Annotated in this window: 19 protein-coding genes; 7 read left to right on the forward strand and 12 right to left on the reverse strand. The window is 39.7% G+C overall.

Annotation, left to right across the window (positions count from 1 at the left end; genetic code table 11):
• Window positions 1-10 precede the first annotated feature (10 nt).
• From LJY09_RS17580 to LJY09_RS17590, 3 genes are all read right to left on the reverse strand, one after another.
• Window positions 11-1096, reverse strand: a complete 1086-nt coding sequence (locus LJY09_RS17580; protein ID WP_155009930.1) for an LLM class flavin-dependent oxidoreductase — start codon at window positions 1094-1096, stop codon at window positions 11-13.
• Window positions 1097-1152: 56 nt separating this feature from the next.
• Window positions 1153-2337 carry a CaiB/BaiF CoA transferase family protein gene (locus tag LJY09_RS17585; protein ID WP_115654529.1) on the reverse strand — a complete coding sequence of 395 codons (1185 nt, stop codon included), beginning with the start codon at window positions 2335-2337 and terminating at the stop codon, window positions 1153-1155.
• Between the two features lie 160 nt (window positions 2338-2497).
• On the reverse strand, window positions 2498-3373 hold the full coding sequence (locus LJY09_RS17590; protein WP_014458996.1) for a LysR family transcriptional regulator: 876 nt from the start codon (window positions 3371-3373) through the stop codon (window positions 2498-2500).
• A 301-nt stretch (window positions 3374-3674) separates the two neighbouring features.
• On the opposite strand from LJY09_RS17590, the gene LJY09_RS17595 reads away from it, so the two are divergent.
• Window positions 3675-4856 (forward strand): acyl-CoA dehydrogenase family protein, encoded by a 1182-nt coding sequence (locus tag LJY09_RS17595; protein WP_155017431.1) that lies wholly within the window; start codon window positions 3675-3677, stop codon window positions 4854-4856.
• Window positions 4853-5428 carry a cysteine dioxygenase family protein gene (locus LJY09_RS17600; RefSeq protein ID WP_053074042.1) on the forward strand — a complete coding sequence of 192 codons (576 nt, stop codon included), beginning with the start codon at window positions 4853-4855 and terminating at the stop codon, window positions 5426-5428. Before LJY09_RS17595 ends, LJY09_RS17600 begins: the two co-directional genes overlap by 4 nt.
• A 7-nt stretch (window positions 5429-5435) precedes the next feature.
• On the opposite strand, the gene LJY09_RS17605 is transcribed toward LJY09_RS17600, so the two are convergent.
• The 3 genes from LJY09_RS17605 to LJY09_RS17615 form a co-directional block, all read right to left on the reverse strand.
• Window positions 5436-6050 (reverse strand): FadR/GntR family transcriptional regulator, encoded by a 615-nt coding sequence (locus tag LJY09_RS17605; protein ID WP_228307359.1) that lies wholly within the window; start codon window positions 6048-6050, stop codon window positions 5436-5438.
• 225 nt (window positions 6051-6275) lie between these two features.
• Entirely contained in the window at window positions 6276-6905 is a 630-nt protein-coding gene (locus LJY09_RS17610; RefSeq protein WP_099331206.1) for a CPBP family intramembrane glutamic endopeptidase, read from the reverse strand.
• A gap of 104 nt (window positions 6906-7009) precedes the next feature.
• A complete protein-coding gene (locus LJY09_RS17615; protein WP_099331207.1) occupies window positions 7010-7939 on the reverse strand; it encodes a hypothetical protein in 930 nt (309 codons plus the stop codon).
• 115 nt (window positions 7940-8054) lie between these two features.
• Between LJY09_RS17615 and LJY09_RS17620 the strand changes: the two genes are divergently transcribed.
• Window positions 8055-8555: a GNAT family N-acetyltransferase gene (locus tag LJY09_RS17620; RefSeq protein ID WP_033580165.1), complete on the forward strand. Its 501-nt coding sequence runs from the start codon at window positions 8055-8057 to the stop codon at window positions 8553-8555.
• A gap of 73 nt (window positions 8556-8628) precedes the next feature.
• A complete protein-coding gene (locus LJY09_RS17625; protein ID WP_028414707.1) occupies window positions 8629-9318 on the forward strand; it encodes a YoaK family protein in 690 nt (229 codons plus the stop codon).
• Window positions 9319-9354: 36 nt separating this feature from the next.
• On the opposite strand, the gene LJY09_RS17630 is transcribed toward LJY09_RS17625, so the two are convergent.
• Both LJY09_RS17630 and LJY09_RS17635 read right to left on the reverse strand, forming a co-directional pair.
• A complete protein-coding gene (locus LJY09_RS17630; protein WP_028414708.1) occupies window positions 9355-9564 on the reverse strand; it encodes a hypothetical protein in 210 nt (69 codons plus the stop codon).
• 53 nt (window positions 9565-9617) lie between these two features.
• A complete protein-coding gene (locus tag LJY09_RS17635) occupies window positions 9618-10376 on the reverse strand; it encodes a DeoR/GlpR family DNA-binding transcription regulator (RefSeq protein WP_014458988.1) in 759 nt (252 codons plus the stop codon).
• A 164-nt stretch (window positions 10377-10540) separates the two neighbouring features.
• Here LJY09_RS17635 and LJY09_RS17640 point away from each other — a divergent pair, with 164 nt between their 5' ends.
• Complete coding sequence (locus LJY09_RS17640) at window positions 10541-11416, forward strand: Cof-type HAD-IIB family hydrolase (RefSeq protein ID WP_028414709.1); 876 nt, start codon at window positions 10541-10543, stop codon at window positions 11414-11416.
• 28 nt (window positions 11417-11444) lie between these two features.
• On the opposite strand, the gene LJY09_RS17645 is transcribed toward LJY09_RS17640, so the two are convergent.
• Complete coding sequence (locus tag LJY09_RS17645; protein ID WP_028414710.1) at window positions 11445-11675, reverse strand: DUF3953 domain-containing protein; 231 nt, start codon at window positions 11673-11675, stop codon at window positions 11445-11447.
• A gap of 11 nt (window positions 11676-11686) precedes the next feature.
• A complete protein-coding gene (locus LJY09_RS17650) occupies window positions 11687-12652 on the reverse strand; it encodes a 2-hydroxyacid dehydrogenase (RefSeq protein WP_028414711.1) in 966 nt (321 codons plus the stop codon).
• Window positions 12653-12778: 126 nt separating this feature from the next.
• Between LJY09_RS17650 and LJY09_RS17655 the strand changes: the two genes are divergently transcribed.
• On the forward strand, window positions 12779-13261 hold the full coding sequence (locus tag LJY09_RS17655; protein ID WP_028414712.1) for a DUF2500 domain-containing protein: 483 nt from the start codon (window positions 12779-12781) through the stop codon (window positions 13259-13261).
• 430 nt (window positions 13262-13691) lie between these two features.
• Window positions 13692-14132, forward strand: a complete 441-nt coding sequence (locus tag LJY09_RS17660; protein ID WP_028414713.1) for a DUF5391 family protein — start codon at window positions 13692-13694, stop codon at window positions 14130-14132.
• A 72-nt stretch (window positions 14133-14204) separates the two neighbouring features.
• Here the strand turns inward: LJY09_RS17660 and LJY09_RS27715 are convergent, their stop codons facing one another.
• Together LJY09_RS27715 and LJY09_RS17665 are read right to left on the reverse strand one after the other, a co-directional pair.
• Complete coding sequence (locus LJY09_RS27715) at window positions 14205-14339, reverse strand: hypothetical protein (RefSeq protein WP_255293408.1); 135 nt, start codon at window positions 14337-14339, stop codon at window positions 14205-14207.
• A gap of 127 nt (window positions 14340-14466) precedes the next feature.
• A complete protein-coding gene (locus LJY09_RS17665; RefSeq protein ID WP_154973918.1) occupies window positions 14467-15078 on the reverse strand; it encodes a transglutaminase-like domain-containing protein in 612 nt (203 codons plus the stop codon).
• Window positions 15079-15130 lie beyond the last annotated feature (52 nt).

Consider the following 15130-nt stretch of genomic DNA (forward strand, 5'->3'; position numbering starts at 1 on the left):
CTTTACTATCTCACAAGCGAACACTTGTTTGATTTTCTTTTAATCGGTCTTTAACTTTTGGAATGATTTTTTTCCCAATAGCTTCAATTACTTCTAAATGAGGAAACCCTCTTAGCAATACTTTTTCGAACCCCAAATCTACATACTCTACCACGCGATCAGCTATTTGATCTGGTGTTCCAACTAATGCAATAGAGTTACCGCTTAAAACTTGAGTTAAGCCTGCCCAAAGGTTAGGTCCGATAATAAAATCCTTTTCTTTTGATTCTTGCATTAAATCTTCCAACCTTTGATGACCGACAGATTCATCTTTTAATCTAAATTTCTTTTTACTTTCTAAGCTACTTTGAGTTACTTTGCTAATTAGATTGTGAGCTTTCTCCCATGCCTTCTCTTCTGTATCTGCTGTAATAACTTGAAGGGAAACTGAGTACTTCAGCGATCTTCCTTCTTTGGCTGCTAGGTGTTTCATTTCTTCGATTCGATGCTTTGTATTTTCCAATGTTTCTCCCCACATCATGTAGACATCTGCTAATTTAGCAGCCACTTGTTTACCAGCTTCAGATGCTCCTCCCATAAAAATCTCAGGTCTTGGGCGTTGCACTGGTTTTGGGAAAAGAGATGCATTTTTTATAGAGTAATAGTCTCCTTGATGGTTTACCACGTCTTCGGTAAATAAACGTTTTAAAATATGAACAAATTCTTCGGTTCTTTTGTAGCGTAAATGATGGGGAAGACTATCACCATCTCTTTCTAAATCAGACTGCGAACCACCTGTAACCACATTAATAACAGCTCTTCCATTTGATAAATAATCGAGCGTAGCAAATTGCTTTGCAAAGACTGTTGGGCTAATAAAGCCTGGTCTAGCTGCATATAAGAATTTTAAATTTTCAGTCGATTGTATCAAAGATGAAGCTACAATTGATGCATCTAGGCATTCTGCGCCTACCGGGAGAAGCAGCGCTGAAAAACCTGTCTGCTCGGCCATTTGAGCAATTTGATGATTATATTCAAAAGAAGGCTCAATGTCCCAGGGCACTCCAACATATTTTCCGTCTCCTGATGTAGGAGACATTGTAAGGATTTCAACCATTCTTATTCCTCCAATATCATATTTTTTCTATAAAAATAGTATGTTTTAAAACAAATTTAGGCCTTTACGGATACTTTCTTCCATTCTTGAAGGACTTCATTTGTGTGCTCGCCTAGTAAGGGTGGCTTTCGATACACGTGAAATTCATACCCTTTAACCTTTACAGGGAACCCTACTGTCGGTATAGATGAACCATTTGGTAAAGGCACATCTCTAACGATATCCAATGACTGTGCCATCGGACTAGCTAATGCTTCAGAGAAATCATTTACCGGAGCTGATGGAACGCCTCTTTGATCAAATTCAGCAATCCACACTTCAGCTGGCTTTGTGCTGAATACCTTTTGTAAAAGAGCTGCAAGCTCTTTTTGATTTTTAGCACGTGCGGTTTGGTCCACGAATCTAGGATCTGTAAACAACTCTTCTAATTTGGTTGCTTCGCATACTTCTTTCCAAAGTTTATTATTACCAGCTGCAATGACAAATGGTTTGTCACTTCCGTAGAATCCTTGATAAGGAGCATTGCGGGGATGCGCAGTTCCTAACCGTTTCGGCGGCTGCTTGTTCCCGAAATATTCACTCGTTTGCAAAGCTGAAATACCTAGTACACTTCCTAACATGGAGCAATCAATATGAGTGCCTTCTCCTCCTTTTTGAACATTTAAAACAGCTGCTGTGATTGTATAGGCGGCGTACAGTCCAACAGCAAAATCGGCTACCGGCACACCGCATTTAACTGCTTCTCCATTTTCTTCACCTGTGACGCTCATTAATCCGCTTATTGCTTGAACTGTTACATCAAAAGCTCCTTTATGAGCATAAGGCCCTTCCTGTCCATACCCTGAAATAGAGCAATAGATTAGCTTGGGATGAATACTAGATAAACTCTCGTGATCTAGTCGAAACTTCTTTAATACTCCTGGACGAAAATTCTCTACAATTACATCAGCTTGTAAACACAACTCCCTTAAAGTTGCTAATTGATCTTCATCTTTAAAATCGATACATATACTTCTCTTATTCCGATTTAGAGATGAAAAGTTAGCACTGTACTCTTCTTCCTCTTCATTTCTTACAAATGGCGGCCAAAGCCTCATGCCGTCCCCACCATTTGGATTTTCGACTTTGACAACATCGGCTCCTAAATCAGCTAACAGCATTCCAGTATATGGACCGGCTGCAATTTGACCGAATTCAAGAACGCGTATACCAGATAGCGGTTGGTTACTAGGTAAATTCATTTCACTTTTCCTTTCTTTTCGTAATTTAACTCATTTTTAATTAAACTTAATCAATCAACTTACTATGTTTTCACAAAGTATATCTCACTTTCCTAGATTTGTATAATTGATAAATCCGAATAGTTGATTCAAAAAAAATGAACTTCAAAAAATAGAGTCATTAAAAGTGGGTCTTTATGAGCCGAATTAAATTCTCAACGGCCGTTCCATTGGTTACAGCATTAATTTTTCTTAAAATACCTGTTGTTACGCCAATTTTGAGGTCGTAAATCTTTTTTATTTCCGTTCCGGGTGGCGGGTTCCTTACCATAACATCAGGTACTACAGCGATTCCAAATCCCACTTGCACATATTCTTTTAATGCGGACATGCTGTTCACTTCAAGTCGAATGTCAGGACTAACACCAGCTTCCACCAACGACTTCTCCAAACTGATTCGGTAATTGCACACAAACCCGCTCAAAAGAAGGCGTTCTCCTTTGAAATCAGCAAGTTCTACTTGATTTTTCACAGCTAACGGATGGTTTTTAGGTACTAACAGGGATACTTCTTCAATAAAAAGCGGCTCAAATAATGTTGTATGATCCAAATTAGGCGTATTGCAGATAGCCAAATCAAGCTCTCCTTCTTTAATCATCTTTGTTAAGTTCTGTGTATTATCAATTTGGATACTTAATTGAACATTAGGGTATCTTTCATTAAACGGCAGTAAGATGCTCGGCAAGCGAAAAATCGCCATGGGCTCAATGGCTCCTACCCGTACTTTACCAGCTTCTCCATGAAGCCATTGCTGCATAGTATCTTGTACGTACTCCAAATCTCTTAATAAAAGGTCTGCTTTCTCATGAAAAAGCCTCCCTGCTTCTGTTAAATGTATTTTTTTCCCTCGTTCAATGAGCTTTACGCCCAAATCTGATTCGAGTTTTTGTATTTGCATCGTAACCGTTGATTGTACGTACTTTAGCTCTTCTGCTGCTTTTTGAAAACTTCCTAAGCGCGCAATAGTTTGGAATGTTTTAATCGTTCGTAAATCCATTTACTTGCTACCTCCTCCTTTATAGATAGCTCAAAAACCTACAGCAACTACTTCGTTATTAGTTATCTAGTAAGTAAGTTTTATCACTTCTTTAGCTATTTACTTTATAAGTCAAACCCCTTTGATGTCTACAAAAATCACGTTTGAATTAGGTATTAAAATAAAACAATTCATTTTTATTGAATAATCAATTCTTTTTTTTCAATTATACAAAAGGTTCTTTTCCCTTTATCATGTTAACTAAGTTTTTGGTTTTATATGACATATCTCTACTCAATTAAAGCTTAAGGAGGAATAACATATGCCAATTCATTCCCCTATGAAAAGATCAATACAAGAACAAGCTTATCTATTAGCAGCTGAATTTCAGAAAACGGCCATTCAGCGCGACAGGGAAGGTGGAAATCCGAAATGGGAGCGAGACCTTATTCGAGAAAGTGGATTGCTGAACCTTTTAACTCCCGAAAGGCTGGGTGGAATGGGTAAAACTTGGGGAGATGTGTGTGAAGTTGTACAGATTTTTGCTCAAGCAGACAGCTCGCTAGCGCATGTGTACGGCTATCATTTCCTTAACCTTACAACTCCTTACTTTTATGGAACATCGGAGCAATCAGATTTTTACTACCAACAAACAATTCAACAAAATCTCTTTTGGGGCAATGCCTTCAATCCTATTGATTTAAATCTTTTTGCTACAAAAAAGAATTCAAGCATTTTGTTAAACGGAAAAAAAACCTTTTGTTCTGGAAGTGCAGACTCTGATTATTTAATTGTATCTAGTATTTTTGAAGAGACCGAGATTCCATTAATTGCAGTCATACCAACTAACCGTCAAGGCATTGAAGTTAACGGTGACTGGGATCATTTTGGACAGAGGCAAACAGACAGTGGGTCCATTACATTTAAAAATGTGCCTGTTTACAAAGAAGATATTCTAGCAGCTGTTCCACCGAACGATGAATTTTTAAGCATCCGATCAAGCATTGCTAATTTTCTTATTTCACACATTATGTTAGGGGTTACAAAAAGCGCCATCAACGAAGCCCTACAATACGTTTCAACGAAGACGAGAGCTCGTTTTGCCCAACATTCATCTGCCATAGATGACCCTTACATTCAAAGACATCTTGGAAAATTCCACATTCAATACGAAGCAGCTGAATCGTTAATTTCCCAAACTACTGCTGCATTTCAAGAGGCTTGGGAGAAAGGTTGGAACCTTACAGAAAAAGAAAAAACCAGCATTCAAAATTCTATAGGGGTAGCTAAAGCATTTATTACTACAGCAGGATTAGATATTACCTCAAGAATCTTTGACGTCATGGGTAGCAGAGCAACGTCTAACACGTACCGCTACGATCGCTTCTGGAGGAATATTAGAACCCTATCCCTGCACGCCCCTATCAATTATGAAATTCAGCGCCTTGGCACCTGGACGCTGCAAAATTATAAAAACCACCTTGACCTGGAGGAAAATCAATGACTATTTCAACACACATTAAAAAATTAGAAGTTGCCATTCGCAACGTCTTACAGCAAACAAGCTTAGAAAAAGAAGTTGTGGAACAACTCAAACCTCACTTCGACTTATTTTTAAAAACAAAAGATTTATTGCCCGCTACATATAGACAGCCTAAGAAAAATAAATATAGCCAGTTCTTGTTATATAAACCAGAGGATGAAGCTTTTTCAATCGTTGGTTTCGTATGGGGACCTGGACAAACCGCTCCTATACACGATCATTTAGTATGGGGATTGGTCGGGATATATGAGGGAGCAATTGAGGAAACAAGGTACCAAAGAGTTAAAAGCGAACAAGACAGCTACGCCTTAAAGAAAGTGGAGGTAGTAACAGCTAAAGCTCAGGATATTTCGTATGTATACCCTCCGAATAGAGATATACACAGTGTCCGTAATCCATTTGCTGAACCGGCTATTACCATTCACCTTTATGGAACAGATATTGGTTTACAGAAGAGACATATTTATGATGAATCTGCTTCTTCTAAAAATATCGTGACGGCTCATGAAAATGAAGTCCCACTGTACACGTAATATTAGTCTATAGAGCAATAAAAAAACGCTCATGGTCGGCATCCGTTTGCTTACGATTTTCTTTTTGGCTTTTATTTAACGAATAAGCAAGCGCTTTTCGATACAAATGACCTAAATCTTCTACAGCATGAAGAAGGAATGAATTATGAGCTGCTTTCACGATATCATGGTGAAAACGATAGTCTGCTTCATGTCCAATTTCTTCACTGTTATGAACCGTCTTTTTAAATGCTTCTAACGATTCTTTAATTTCAATCAGTTCTTCATCTGTGCGGCGCAGCGCGGCTAAGCTTGCTGCCTGCGACTCGATGATAATACGCATTTCAATTAATTCAAGAACCTGATCTGCTTCAACCATTTCAAACGTCATTGGATCAAGCATGCCCACTAAGTTTACACGCTTTACGTAGCTTCCTCCGCCTTGTCTTGATTCAATCAATCCACTGGCAGAAAGAACGCTTAGCGCTTCACGAATTGGTGCGCGGCTCACTCCAAACATTTTTGACAGTTCATGTTCCGACGGTAAACGAGACTCTGGCGGGAACGTTTTCTCTTTAATCATTTTCTTTAATTGATCAAGCACTTGACTAGATACTTTTTTACGCTCAATAGGTACAAACATACTTCTATTCCTCCTCCAAGTAATTATCTCTCTCTCTTTTTTTAGTTTTCATCGGACCCAGATTAACTATGTGTATTCCGATTTATGTAAACGCTTCAATCTTTGTATTACAAGTATACATTATTTCAATTCAAATGTGTTGATAAAATTTTACTATTATTGTTATTATACCATGAAAACAAGTTATAAATGAATAACGATTCATGGTTTTTTGATATAATACCACTATCTTACATATAATCCGTATACAATCATAATCGCCGCATCCGCTAGCGCATGGCTGATGATGGCCCCTTTGATACCATATTGCTCTCTTATATACGCCCACATCATACCTGCTGAAAAGACACCTATTACCGAGATCACATTAAACGGAAATACAAAAACAGGAAGGATAATGAATACGTGATAAAGCGTATAAAAGCTTGATGTGACAGCGCTTGAAGCAAGTACAGAAACATGCTTTTTCACTTTATTTTGTATATACACCCGCCAATACATTTCTTCTAAAACAGGATTAATAAAAATTAAAACGACGGCTAAAACGGCAACTTTCCACCCGCTAAATCCCCATATTTGCAAAACCGCTTGCATATCTTTCACATGAAAGATTTTACCAGAAAAAAGCAGGCTGCTTCCAATTATCGCAGCGGCACATAGAATTCCGCTGAGAGTTCCCACATAAAGAGATTTCTTTGTAAGCGCTACCTTAAAGTTAATTTTATTATTCGCATATAAAATCATAAACATCCAGCCGTAAAAGCAAACAAATGTTACCAACACATTTTGGATAAGCCACAAACCGAAAAAAACAAAGATTGTAGGCATGAACAGCAAAAACAAAAATTTTATCACGTTTATGGCGCACCTTCTTTAAAAGCCGCTTTTCATTTACCAAGTAAACCTTTCGTCTTCAAAAGGTTTACTATCTTTTATCTTATAAAAGTCCAGTGTTATTTTCAATTATTTTTTAATTCTTGCTCCAGCTCGCGAAGACTTTCTTCCAGCTTTTTCTTTTCTTCTTCAAAGTGAGCATCGTCTTTAAAAGCTGAAGCTAAAGGCGCTGCCTCTTCATTTTCTCTTAGCCAATCCGGCGTCAATTCTCTGCGAACGACACGCTTTTTATTGAGGTAGGAAATCGGCTTGTCAGTCTGTTGACTCGCTAGCGCTCGCTGTGATGTTACATAATGCTTATGAAAAAGATGCTGTTTGATATAAGCAAACGCTCGAATCGTATCACCACTGTATTTAGGCACGTAGCGATCGAATGCTTCATGCAGTCCTGATAGCGCCGTTTCTAGTGGTATTTCGCTTTTTGCGACTTCGTACATATGCTTTAAATCACTGGCTGAAGGATACATCCCTCGGTTTCTTCTAGCAATAAAAGCAGCTTCCAACCTTTGGACGTAAGCGTCATCCGCATCTTCTTCTCTTTTTATTTGATTTGTATTTTCTGCTGTAGTCTCTGTTAATGACGCCGTCACTGTGACCGGCTCCGCTGCTTCAATTTGACTAGCCCTTTCTGTCAAATTGACATCTTCGAGCTCTTCAAATTCATCGCTTGGCATAAGCTTTTCTAATTGCTCATAATCAATTCGGTACCAAACCGTGTTGTTAAATTTAGAGCGGTTGTATTTTCCTTTTATAATCAACCCTTCTTTTTCAAGCTTTGAAATGATGCGTTGAATTGTTGAAAGCGACCAAAACGGAAACTGCTGCAGCCACTGCTGATTGGTATTGTATACCCACGTATATCCGTCCTGCACGTTTACGCTTTTTTCAAGCCAGTAGTGAAGCTGCTGAAGAAACAGCGCTCCGTTCACTCCTACTTTGACTGCAAGCGCCGGCAGTACAAGTAACGGCTGATCTTTTAATAATAATTTACTCATTACGTCATCTCCTTTGTTATGTAAAATAGCTACTATATATATACAAAGAAAACGGAAAAACGGGGATACCACCTTTAAATTTATGTTAAAATATAGAAAAAAACGAGGTGAGCAGATGATACGTCAAGGGAGAATTGGTGATGAAGCGGGCATTGCCCACGTACATGTAGAAAGCTGGAAATCGACTTATAAAGGACTTGTTCCGGATTCTTTTTTACATTCGTTGAACGCTGAAAAACGAAAAGCCATCTGGAAAAAGCAGCTGGAATCAAATTCTGTTTTCGTTGCAGAAGAAAACGGTCAAATCGTAGGCTTTGCTTCTTATGGTAAAGAAAGAACCAACAAGCATCCTTCCTATACCGGAGAACTGTATGCCATGTATTTACTCACAGAGCATCAGCGAAAAGGAATTGGCAAAGCGCTTATGCATAAAATAGCGCAAGAGCTTGTAGACCGTGATATACATACGATGCTCACATGGGCTTTTGAACAAAACGGCGCCTGTCAATTTTATGAAGCGCTTGGCGGAAAAAGAATCGATCGCGCCGACGTTATCATTGATGGTACATCTCTATCTGAAGTGGCTTTTGGGTGGGACACACTTGAAAATTTGTAGGACAACTCTCTGGACAGATTTTTTTCTTCACGGTAAACTGTTTAGTTGGTATAAAAAGAAAGGATGACTTACCGTGACGAATTCTACTTATCGAAACATTATTTTGCTCGTTCTTTGCGTAACAGCAGGTATTGTGGATGTAATTGGCTACTTAAGCCTTGGCCATATCTTTACTGCAAATATGACGGGAAACATCGTGCTGCTTGGGTTAGCAATCGGAAACTCGCTTGAAACAACTGTTTTTCATTCCCTCACAGCTTTAGGAGGTTTTATTGTAGGAGTTGTAGGAGCTGCAATCCTAGTTGGAAACAAAGAAAAAACGTTTTGGCCTAAAGCCGTAACGATTGCCCTTGGAATAGAAGGATTGATTTTACTTGTTTTTGCACTTTTATCTTCGTTTTCTCCTTCTTTACACTTAACTTACTTATTTATTTTCTTATTAAGCTCAGCAATGGGTCTTCAAACAACGGCCGCTCGAAAGCTTGGCGTAGCCGGAATTTCTACAACTGTATTAACAGGGACGCTTGCTAACTTCTTTGAAGACGTAACGGCACGTTTTCGCAGCCCTCGCTACCGCAAAACGTTTAACACCGATGCGATTCTTCGCGCGCTGTCTCTTGTGCTTTACTGCTTTGGCGCTGTTATCGCCGCACTTGCAGAGCCAGCTTATAAATTTGAAATTATTTGGCTGCCAATTGTGATTCTATTAGCCATTATCATTTTTGTCAGCACGAAGTTTCGTTCTGATTCAGAAAACAAATAATAATAAAAAACCCGTTTCAATAAAGAAACGGGTCTTTTATTTTCCGGATAGTGCCCCTAACACGCCAAAAATAATGGCGACCACAGGTCCTACAATAAATAGTCCAATTAAAATTGATCGTATAGCTTCCCATAGAAACCATAAAGGGCCTTGCCTGGACTCTGCTTTTTCCACTCTTTCCTCTAGGTGTTCGACTCTTTGCTGAAGCTTCGCTAATTCCTGCGTAACATCTATTTGTTCGCTCATCGCTCAAGCTCCTTTTTTACTCTACATTACCATATACTTCCTTACCAAAACTACTATTTATTTGTGATCACTTCAATGCCGATTTCGCGATAAGCATTTAACACGGTTTCGTTCACATGTTCTTCTGTAATGAGCCAATCTAGTGAGTTGGCTGAGCTGAACGTGTACGTTGAAGACGTATTGAGTTTTTTAGCTGTTACAATAGCCGCTACTTCACTCGCGCTTTTTATCATTTGACTTTTGATGTGCATTTCTTCAAGCAAAGGAATGCTCATACCGATTTTAGGATCGATTGCGTATACGCCTAAAAAACAAAGATCCGCTCGAATTTGCTTAAGCGTATCAACCACGCTTTGTCCTACTGTGACCATCGATTCTTTTCGAAACGTTCCTCCAAGAGAAACAACTTCTACAAAGTCATGTTCCGCTAGTGCAACGGTAATTAACGGACTGTTTGTAATAACCGTAACGTTTAAATTCTTTGGAAAAGCTTTGACGAGCTGAATATTTGTTGTACTTCCGTCCATCAAGAGCACCTGCCCGTCTTTAATTAACGGAAGCGCCGCAACGGCAAGTGAATGCTTAACATCCATCAATTCACGTTTACGCTCTTTGTAATCAACCGCAGACGTGGAACGCGGAAGCGCTCCTCCGTGTACGCGCTGCAACAGACCAAGCGCGTCCATTTCCCGCAGATCTCTGCGGATTGTATCTTCTGAAACGTTCAGCGTTTGGCTAAGCGTCGTAGCTACAATGCGCCCTTCTTTTTCAAGCAAATTCATAATTTGTTTGCGTCTTTCTTGTTTTAACATTGCTTGTTCACCTGTTTTCTTTCTGCTTTTTACTTTATTATACTTGTTTCTTTTGTAAAAACAATGTAAAAACGCTTGATTATCAGTGTTTTTTCGTTTATTGTAGGATAAACAAGATAAAACATGCAAAAACAAGTAATAATAGTCAAAGGGAGAGATAGTTTATGAAGATGATTTTTACAGACTTAGATGGAACTCTTTTAAATAGCAGCAGTGAAATTAGCACAATTAATGCAGAAGCAATTAAAAAAGCGCAAAAACACGGAGTTGAAGTCGTGGTTGCTACGGGGCGCGCTTATTTCGACGTGCAGGAAATTTTAAAAAAAGCTGAGCTTTCCAACCTTTGGGTGATTGCCGCAAACGGAGCGACTATTCATGACCCGGACGGACAGCTCAGACATTCTGTTCCAATTGATGCCCATCACGTAAAAGAAGCGCTTCAGTGGCTGGATGCAAACGAATTTTATTATGAAGTGTTTGCTGAACATGCCATTTATACGCCAAACTCAGGCCGTGAGCTGCTGGCCATTGAAATTGACCGAGTAAAAAGCGCCAATAAAAACGTGGACGAAGAAAGACTTCATCACGCGGCGGCTAAGCAGTACAGCCAAACGGGATTTGCCTTTGTTGCATCGTATGAAGATATTTTAAATACAAACGCTGAGCTTTATAACGTATTGGCTTTTTCATTTGATGATGAAAAACGAAAAAAAGGCTGGGATCACTTTAGCAAGCAGCACGACATGACCCTTGTCTCTTCCGCTGATCATAACTTTGAACTCGAACACAAAGATGCGTCAAAAGGAAACGCATTAAACTACGTTGTAAAAGAGGTTGGCGCTTCTCTTCACGATACCATTGCCATTGGAGACAGCTTTAACGACGTATCGATGCTGCAAAGAGCTGGAAAAGGAATCGCTATGGCAAATGCGCATGCAGAAATTAAAGCACTAGCTGATGACGTTACATTAACAAACGATGAAAACGGAGTAGCTTCCGTTATTGAAAACGTGTTAGAAACGCAGCTAAAAGCACATTAAAAAAACGCTTGGCAAATGCCAAGCGTTTTTAAATCGTCATGCGATAAAGACCGGCAAACCAGCTGAATAGCGCAACGAAAAACAGCAGCCACGCGCTGGTTTTCTTTCTTTTTTGCCACTCAATTGCTCCTAAAACTAGCATCGTTAAGCCTAGGAGTATATTTAAAAGCGAAAGGAACTGGTCATTGTGAGTGAGCATCATATAAAGAGCCAGTCCAACGGTAATAATTGAAAAAATAAGCTGTAATGCTTTTAACAAAAAATCTCTTCTTACTTGTAGTTCACTTCTTCATTCACGCACGTCACTAAAGGCTTTTTCTCAAGACCTAAAAGCAGGTTCTGTACGGCTAGATCTGCCATGCGATTGCGCGTTTCGTACGTAGCGCTTCCAATATGCGGCGTTACTAGCACATTTGAAAGCTGCAGCAGCTTGTGATCTGCCGGAAGCGGCTCTGGGTCTGTTACGTCCAGTGCGGCATACGCAATTTCTTCATGTTTCAGCGCTTCGTACAGTGCTTCCGTATCCACTAATCCCCCGCGCGCTGCGTTCACAAAATACGCGCTGTTTTTCATAGCTTTAAATTCCGCTTCTCCAAACATGCCTTTGCTTTCATTTGAAAGCGGCACTAAGCATACGATACAGTCAGCTGTGTGAAGCAGCTCTTCAAATGAGAGGTATACGGCATCAAGCTCTTTTTCGGCTTCATGCTTGCGGCTTCGGTTGTGGTAAACGATGTTCATCCCCGATGCCTTTGCTCGTCTGGCAACGGCGCTTCCGATATCGCCCATTCCAACAATACCAAGCGTTTTTCCAAATAAATCAACGCCAAATACCGTTTCCCAGTTTCCTTGTTTCACTTTTTCATAGCCTTCATGAATGCGGCGAGCTGCTGACAATAAGAGACCAAACGTTAAATCAGCCGTCGCTTCTACTAACACGCCCGGCGTATTGCTAAACGGCACGCCTTTTTTGGTACACGCTTCGACATCTACACTGTCATACCCGACGCCCGATTGAGAAATAACGCGCAGATTCGGTGCTGCTTCTAACAGTTCTTCATCTACTGTAATGTGGCCGATATTAAAAAAGCCGTCAGCATCACGAAGCCAGTCGCGCAGCGTTTCTTGTGGAATCTTCCCTTCTCCTTCCCACATTTGAATATCGCAGTGTTCCGCTAGCTTTTCGTAAGCGTTTGGCCACGTCTTTCCAGACATAACAACTTTGTATTTCCCCATGTTGATCTCTCCTTTTCCTTGTTCACTCATATGTATGAATAGTAACTAGCTATCCTATCATAAGACTACTATAAAGATGAAACTTTTTCCATTCAGGAACCGTATTTATAGTAAGGGGGAATACGAATGTTTGAAGATGAAATGATATTTGAAGATAACCCGTCCGGAGATGACATTGTTTTTGAAGGTGATGCTGACCTAAGCGGAGGCGCTTTTTTTCCAGACGATGCGTTATTTAACGGAATGCCTACGTTTGTTATGCTATTTTTTGTTATTGTTATTGGTATTTTCTTATTTTCTATTTTTAAAGGAATCAGCACGTGGAGCAAAAATGAGCAGTCTCCCCGTCTATCTGTAAAAGCAAAAATTACGGGCAAACGGACAAACGTCCAGCACCATAACAGCCATGCTCACGAACATCACCACTCTCATACGTCTACAACTTACTACGTAACCTTTCAATTTGAAAGCACCGACCGCTCTGAATTTACTGTTTCAGGCAGCCAGTACGGCAAGCTTGCAGAAGGAGACGAAGGAATACTGACGTTTCAAGGAACTCGTTTTTTGGATTTTCAAAGAAATCTCAGTGAAGAACATACAGATGCTTAGCTTATGACCTCGTGCTTTTAGAGGTCTTTTTTACTGTAATGGAGCATTCATATAGCCAATGACCTAATTGTGCCCTTTTTGCATTGTAGAAGAACGTTAACCAACGTAAAAACATACCGTGTAACACATTCATTTAAGCAGGCAGGTGATTTTATGTATTCTCCTTATTCAGGCAGCGGTATCTACTACGGACATTACGGAGAGGCCCCTCATTCGCATCCTATTCAAACAATACTGACGCAATACTGGCACGAAACCCACTATCCAGGCCCACACAAAAAATATGTTCACGTGTATTATCTCAACCCATCTTCTCTTCATTATTATCCAGCCTATCGAATATTTTTGTAAAAAATTGGTGATTTCCGGACTTTTATATTGTAAAATTAATCCATATACTTTTTTTATTGAGAAAGGAGGTTAACAAACAGTGCGTAATTCGACAACAAAAAATAGTGTAGCGATCACCACTTTGCTTTCTGCCCTATTTTTCTGCTTTATCTTGGTTCTTGCTTCGCTTTCACCTCTAGCAGATTCAGGTCCAAATGTTAACACGTTCGGTTCAGTTGGGATGTGGTTATCTCTTGGCATGATTCTATTTTTATATCTGTTGCCTTTAGCATTTTATCTGCTAGGAATGCATTTCTTAAAATTTGTGATGGCTGCTTTTTGCAGCATTGGACTTTTAATCGCTGCTAGTACTCTATTACTAATGCCGGCTCTGTTTTTATTTGGACTGGAAGATTTCTCAGGAAACTTAGCTTCCATCATAGGTGTAATGATTTCTTGCTTAGGCTTACTGATTACGAATATTGTGTGGTTAGTTGCTGCGTTTAAAAGACCGTCAACCACCGTGCAGGAAAGCGTTTAAAATGGTGAAGAGATGGCATACTAATTTTTCAGTTAAAGACGAATAAAATGGAGAGATGAGCTGAACCGCTTGTTACACCGCTGTTGATTTCCGTGCAAGACTTCGCTTTCCGCGGGCGGCCGGTGAGCCTCCTCGTAGCTTACGCTCCTGTGGGGTCTCACCTGTTCCGCTTTCCCCGCAGGAGTCTTCGTCTTGCCCTCCAATCACCAGCTAGAAGCAGCCACATACATGAAACTATCAATAAAAAATCCGAACGAATTTCATTCTCTATTAAGGTTCTCCATTCATCGTTCGGATCTTCCTTCAACTAAAATACGTTTATCCCAGCCGCTTTTTATAGCTCGGTAGGCAAGTAGTGCAAATACATATCCAAGCAGTCTTCGTGCTGAGACAACACGTCCATTGTTTCTTTGCGAGGTTTTGTATAAATAGTCGCATAGTCTACTTCACCCTGTGTAGGATTTACTGGAAAAGCCAGTTTTTCTTTTTTTAGCGAAAAGTCGGCTTGCACTCCTTCTTTATTTCCTCTCGCGTCTAATCGAATCCATTTCTCTTCACTTTTGATGTAGACAGCATTTAACGCATGAATACAGTAGCCTGTGTCTATCGTATCCCCAAGGATTAATCTTTGATAACAAAAGCCTGTCGGAATCCCTTCTGCACGCAGCAAAGCGGCTAGTAGATTAGATTTGCTGTAACAAATTCCTTCCTTTTCTTTTAAAGCCTCTGAAGCCGTTTTCGTGATGATTCTGCTTTGAATATCCCATGAATGAGAAACTTCATCTCTCACAAACTCGTACGCTTTTTTTATGTACGCTATTGGAGAATAAGGCGAGCCGCTTTTGAGTTCACGTACCTTTTGTTGAATTAAAGGATGTGTAAAATTCACTTCAGAAAGTTCTTGTATATAGTCTTCTTTTTGTAACGATTCACAAATTAACTTCATTTACTTTTTTCCTCCTCTTATCTTCACTGTATGTTTTTTTATTCATAATATT

Origin of the sequence: Priestia sp. J2 (assembly GCF_020790095.1) — a bacterium.
Taxonomy (GTDB): domain Bacteria; phylum Bacillota; class Bacilli; order Bacillales; family Bacillaceae_H; genus Priestia; species Priestia zanthoxyli.

Bases quoted from the DNA above. Each gene is read 5' to 3' on its own strand.
- LJY09_RS17630 (WP_028414708.1), bottom strand. From the start codon at position 9,564: ATGAGCGAACAAATAGATGTTACGCAGGAATTAGCGAAGCTTCAGCAA.
- LJY09_RS17590 (WP_014458996.1), bottom strand. From the start codon at position 3,373: ATGGATTTACGAACGATTAAAACATTCCAAACTATTGCGCGCTTAGGA.
- LJY09_RS17615 (WP_099331207.1), bottom strand. From the start codon at position 7,939: ATGAGTAAATTATTATTAAAAGATCAGCCGTTACTTGTACTGCCGGCG.
- LJY09_RS17650 (WP_028414711.1), bottom strand. From the start codon at position 12,652: ATGGGGAAATACAAAGTTGTTATGTCTGGAAAGACGTGGCCAAACGCT.
- LJY09_RS17640 (WP_028414709.1), top strand. From the start codon at position 10,541: ATGAAGATGATTTTTACAGACTTAGATGGAACTCTTTTAAATAGCAGC.
- LJY09_RS17620 (WP_033580165.1), top strand. From the start codon at position 8,055: ATGATACGTCAAGGGAGAATTGGTGATGAAGCGGGCATTGCCCACGTA.
- LJY09_RS17635 (WP_014458988.1), bottom strand. From the start codon at position 10,376: ATGTTAAAACAAGAAAGACGCAAACAAATTATGAATTTGCTTGAAAAA.
- LJY09_RS17585 (WP_115654529.1), bottom strand. From the start codon at position 2,337: ATGAATTTACCTAGTAACCAACCGCTATCTGGTATACGCGTTCTTGAA.
- LJY09_RS17655 (WP_028414712.1), top strand. From the start codon at position 12,779: ATGTTTGAAGATGAAATGATATTTGAAGATAACCCGTCCGGAGATGAC.
- LJY09_RS17600 (WP_053074042.1), top strand. From the start codon at position 4,853: ATGACTATTTCAACACACATTAAAAAATTAGAAGTTGCCATTCGCAAC.
- LJY09_RS17595 (WP_155017431.1), top strand. From the start codon at position 3,675: ATGCCAATTCATTCCCCTATGAAAAGATCAATACAAGAACAAGCTTAT.
- LJY09_RS17665 (WP_154973918.1), bottom strand. From the start codon at position 15,078: ATGAAGTTAATTTGTGAATCGTTACAAAAAGAAGACTATATACAAGAA.
- LJY09_RS17605 (WP_228307359.1), bottom strand. From the start codon at position 6,050: ATGTTTGTACCTATTGAGCGTAAAAAAGTATCTAGTCAAGTGCTTGAT.
- LJY09_RS17580 (WP_155009930.1), bottom strand. From the start codon at position 1,096: ATGGTTGAAATCCTTACAATGTCTCCTACATCAGGAGACGGAAAATAT.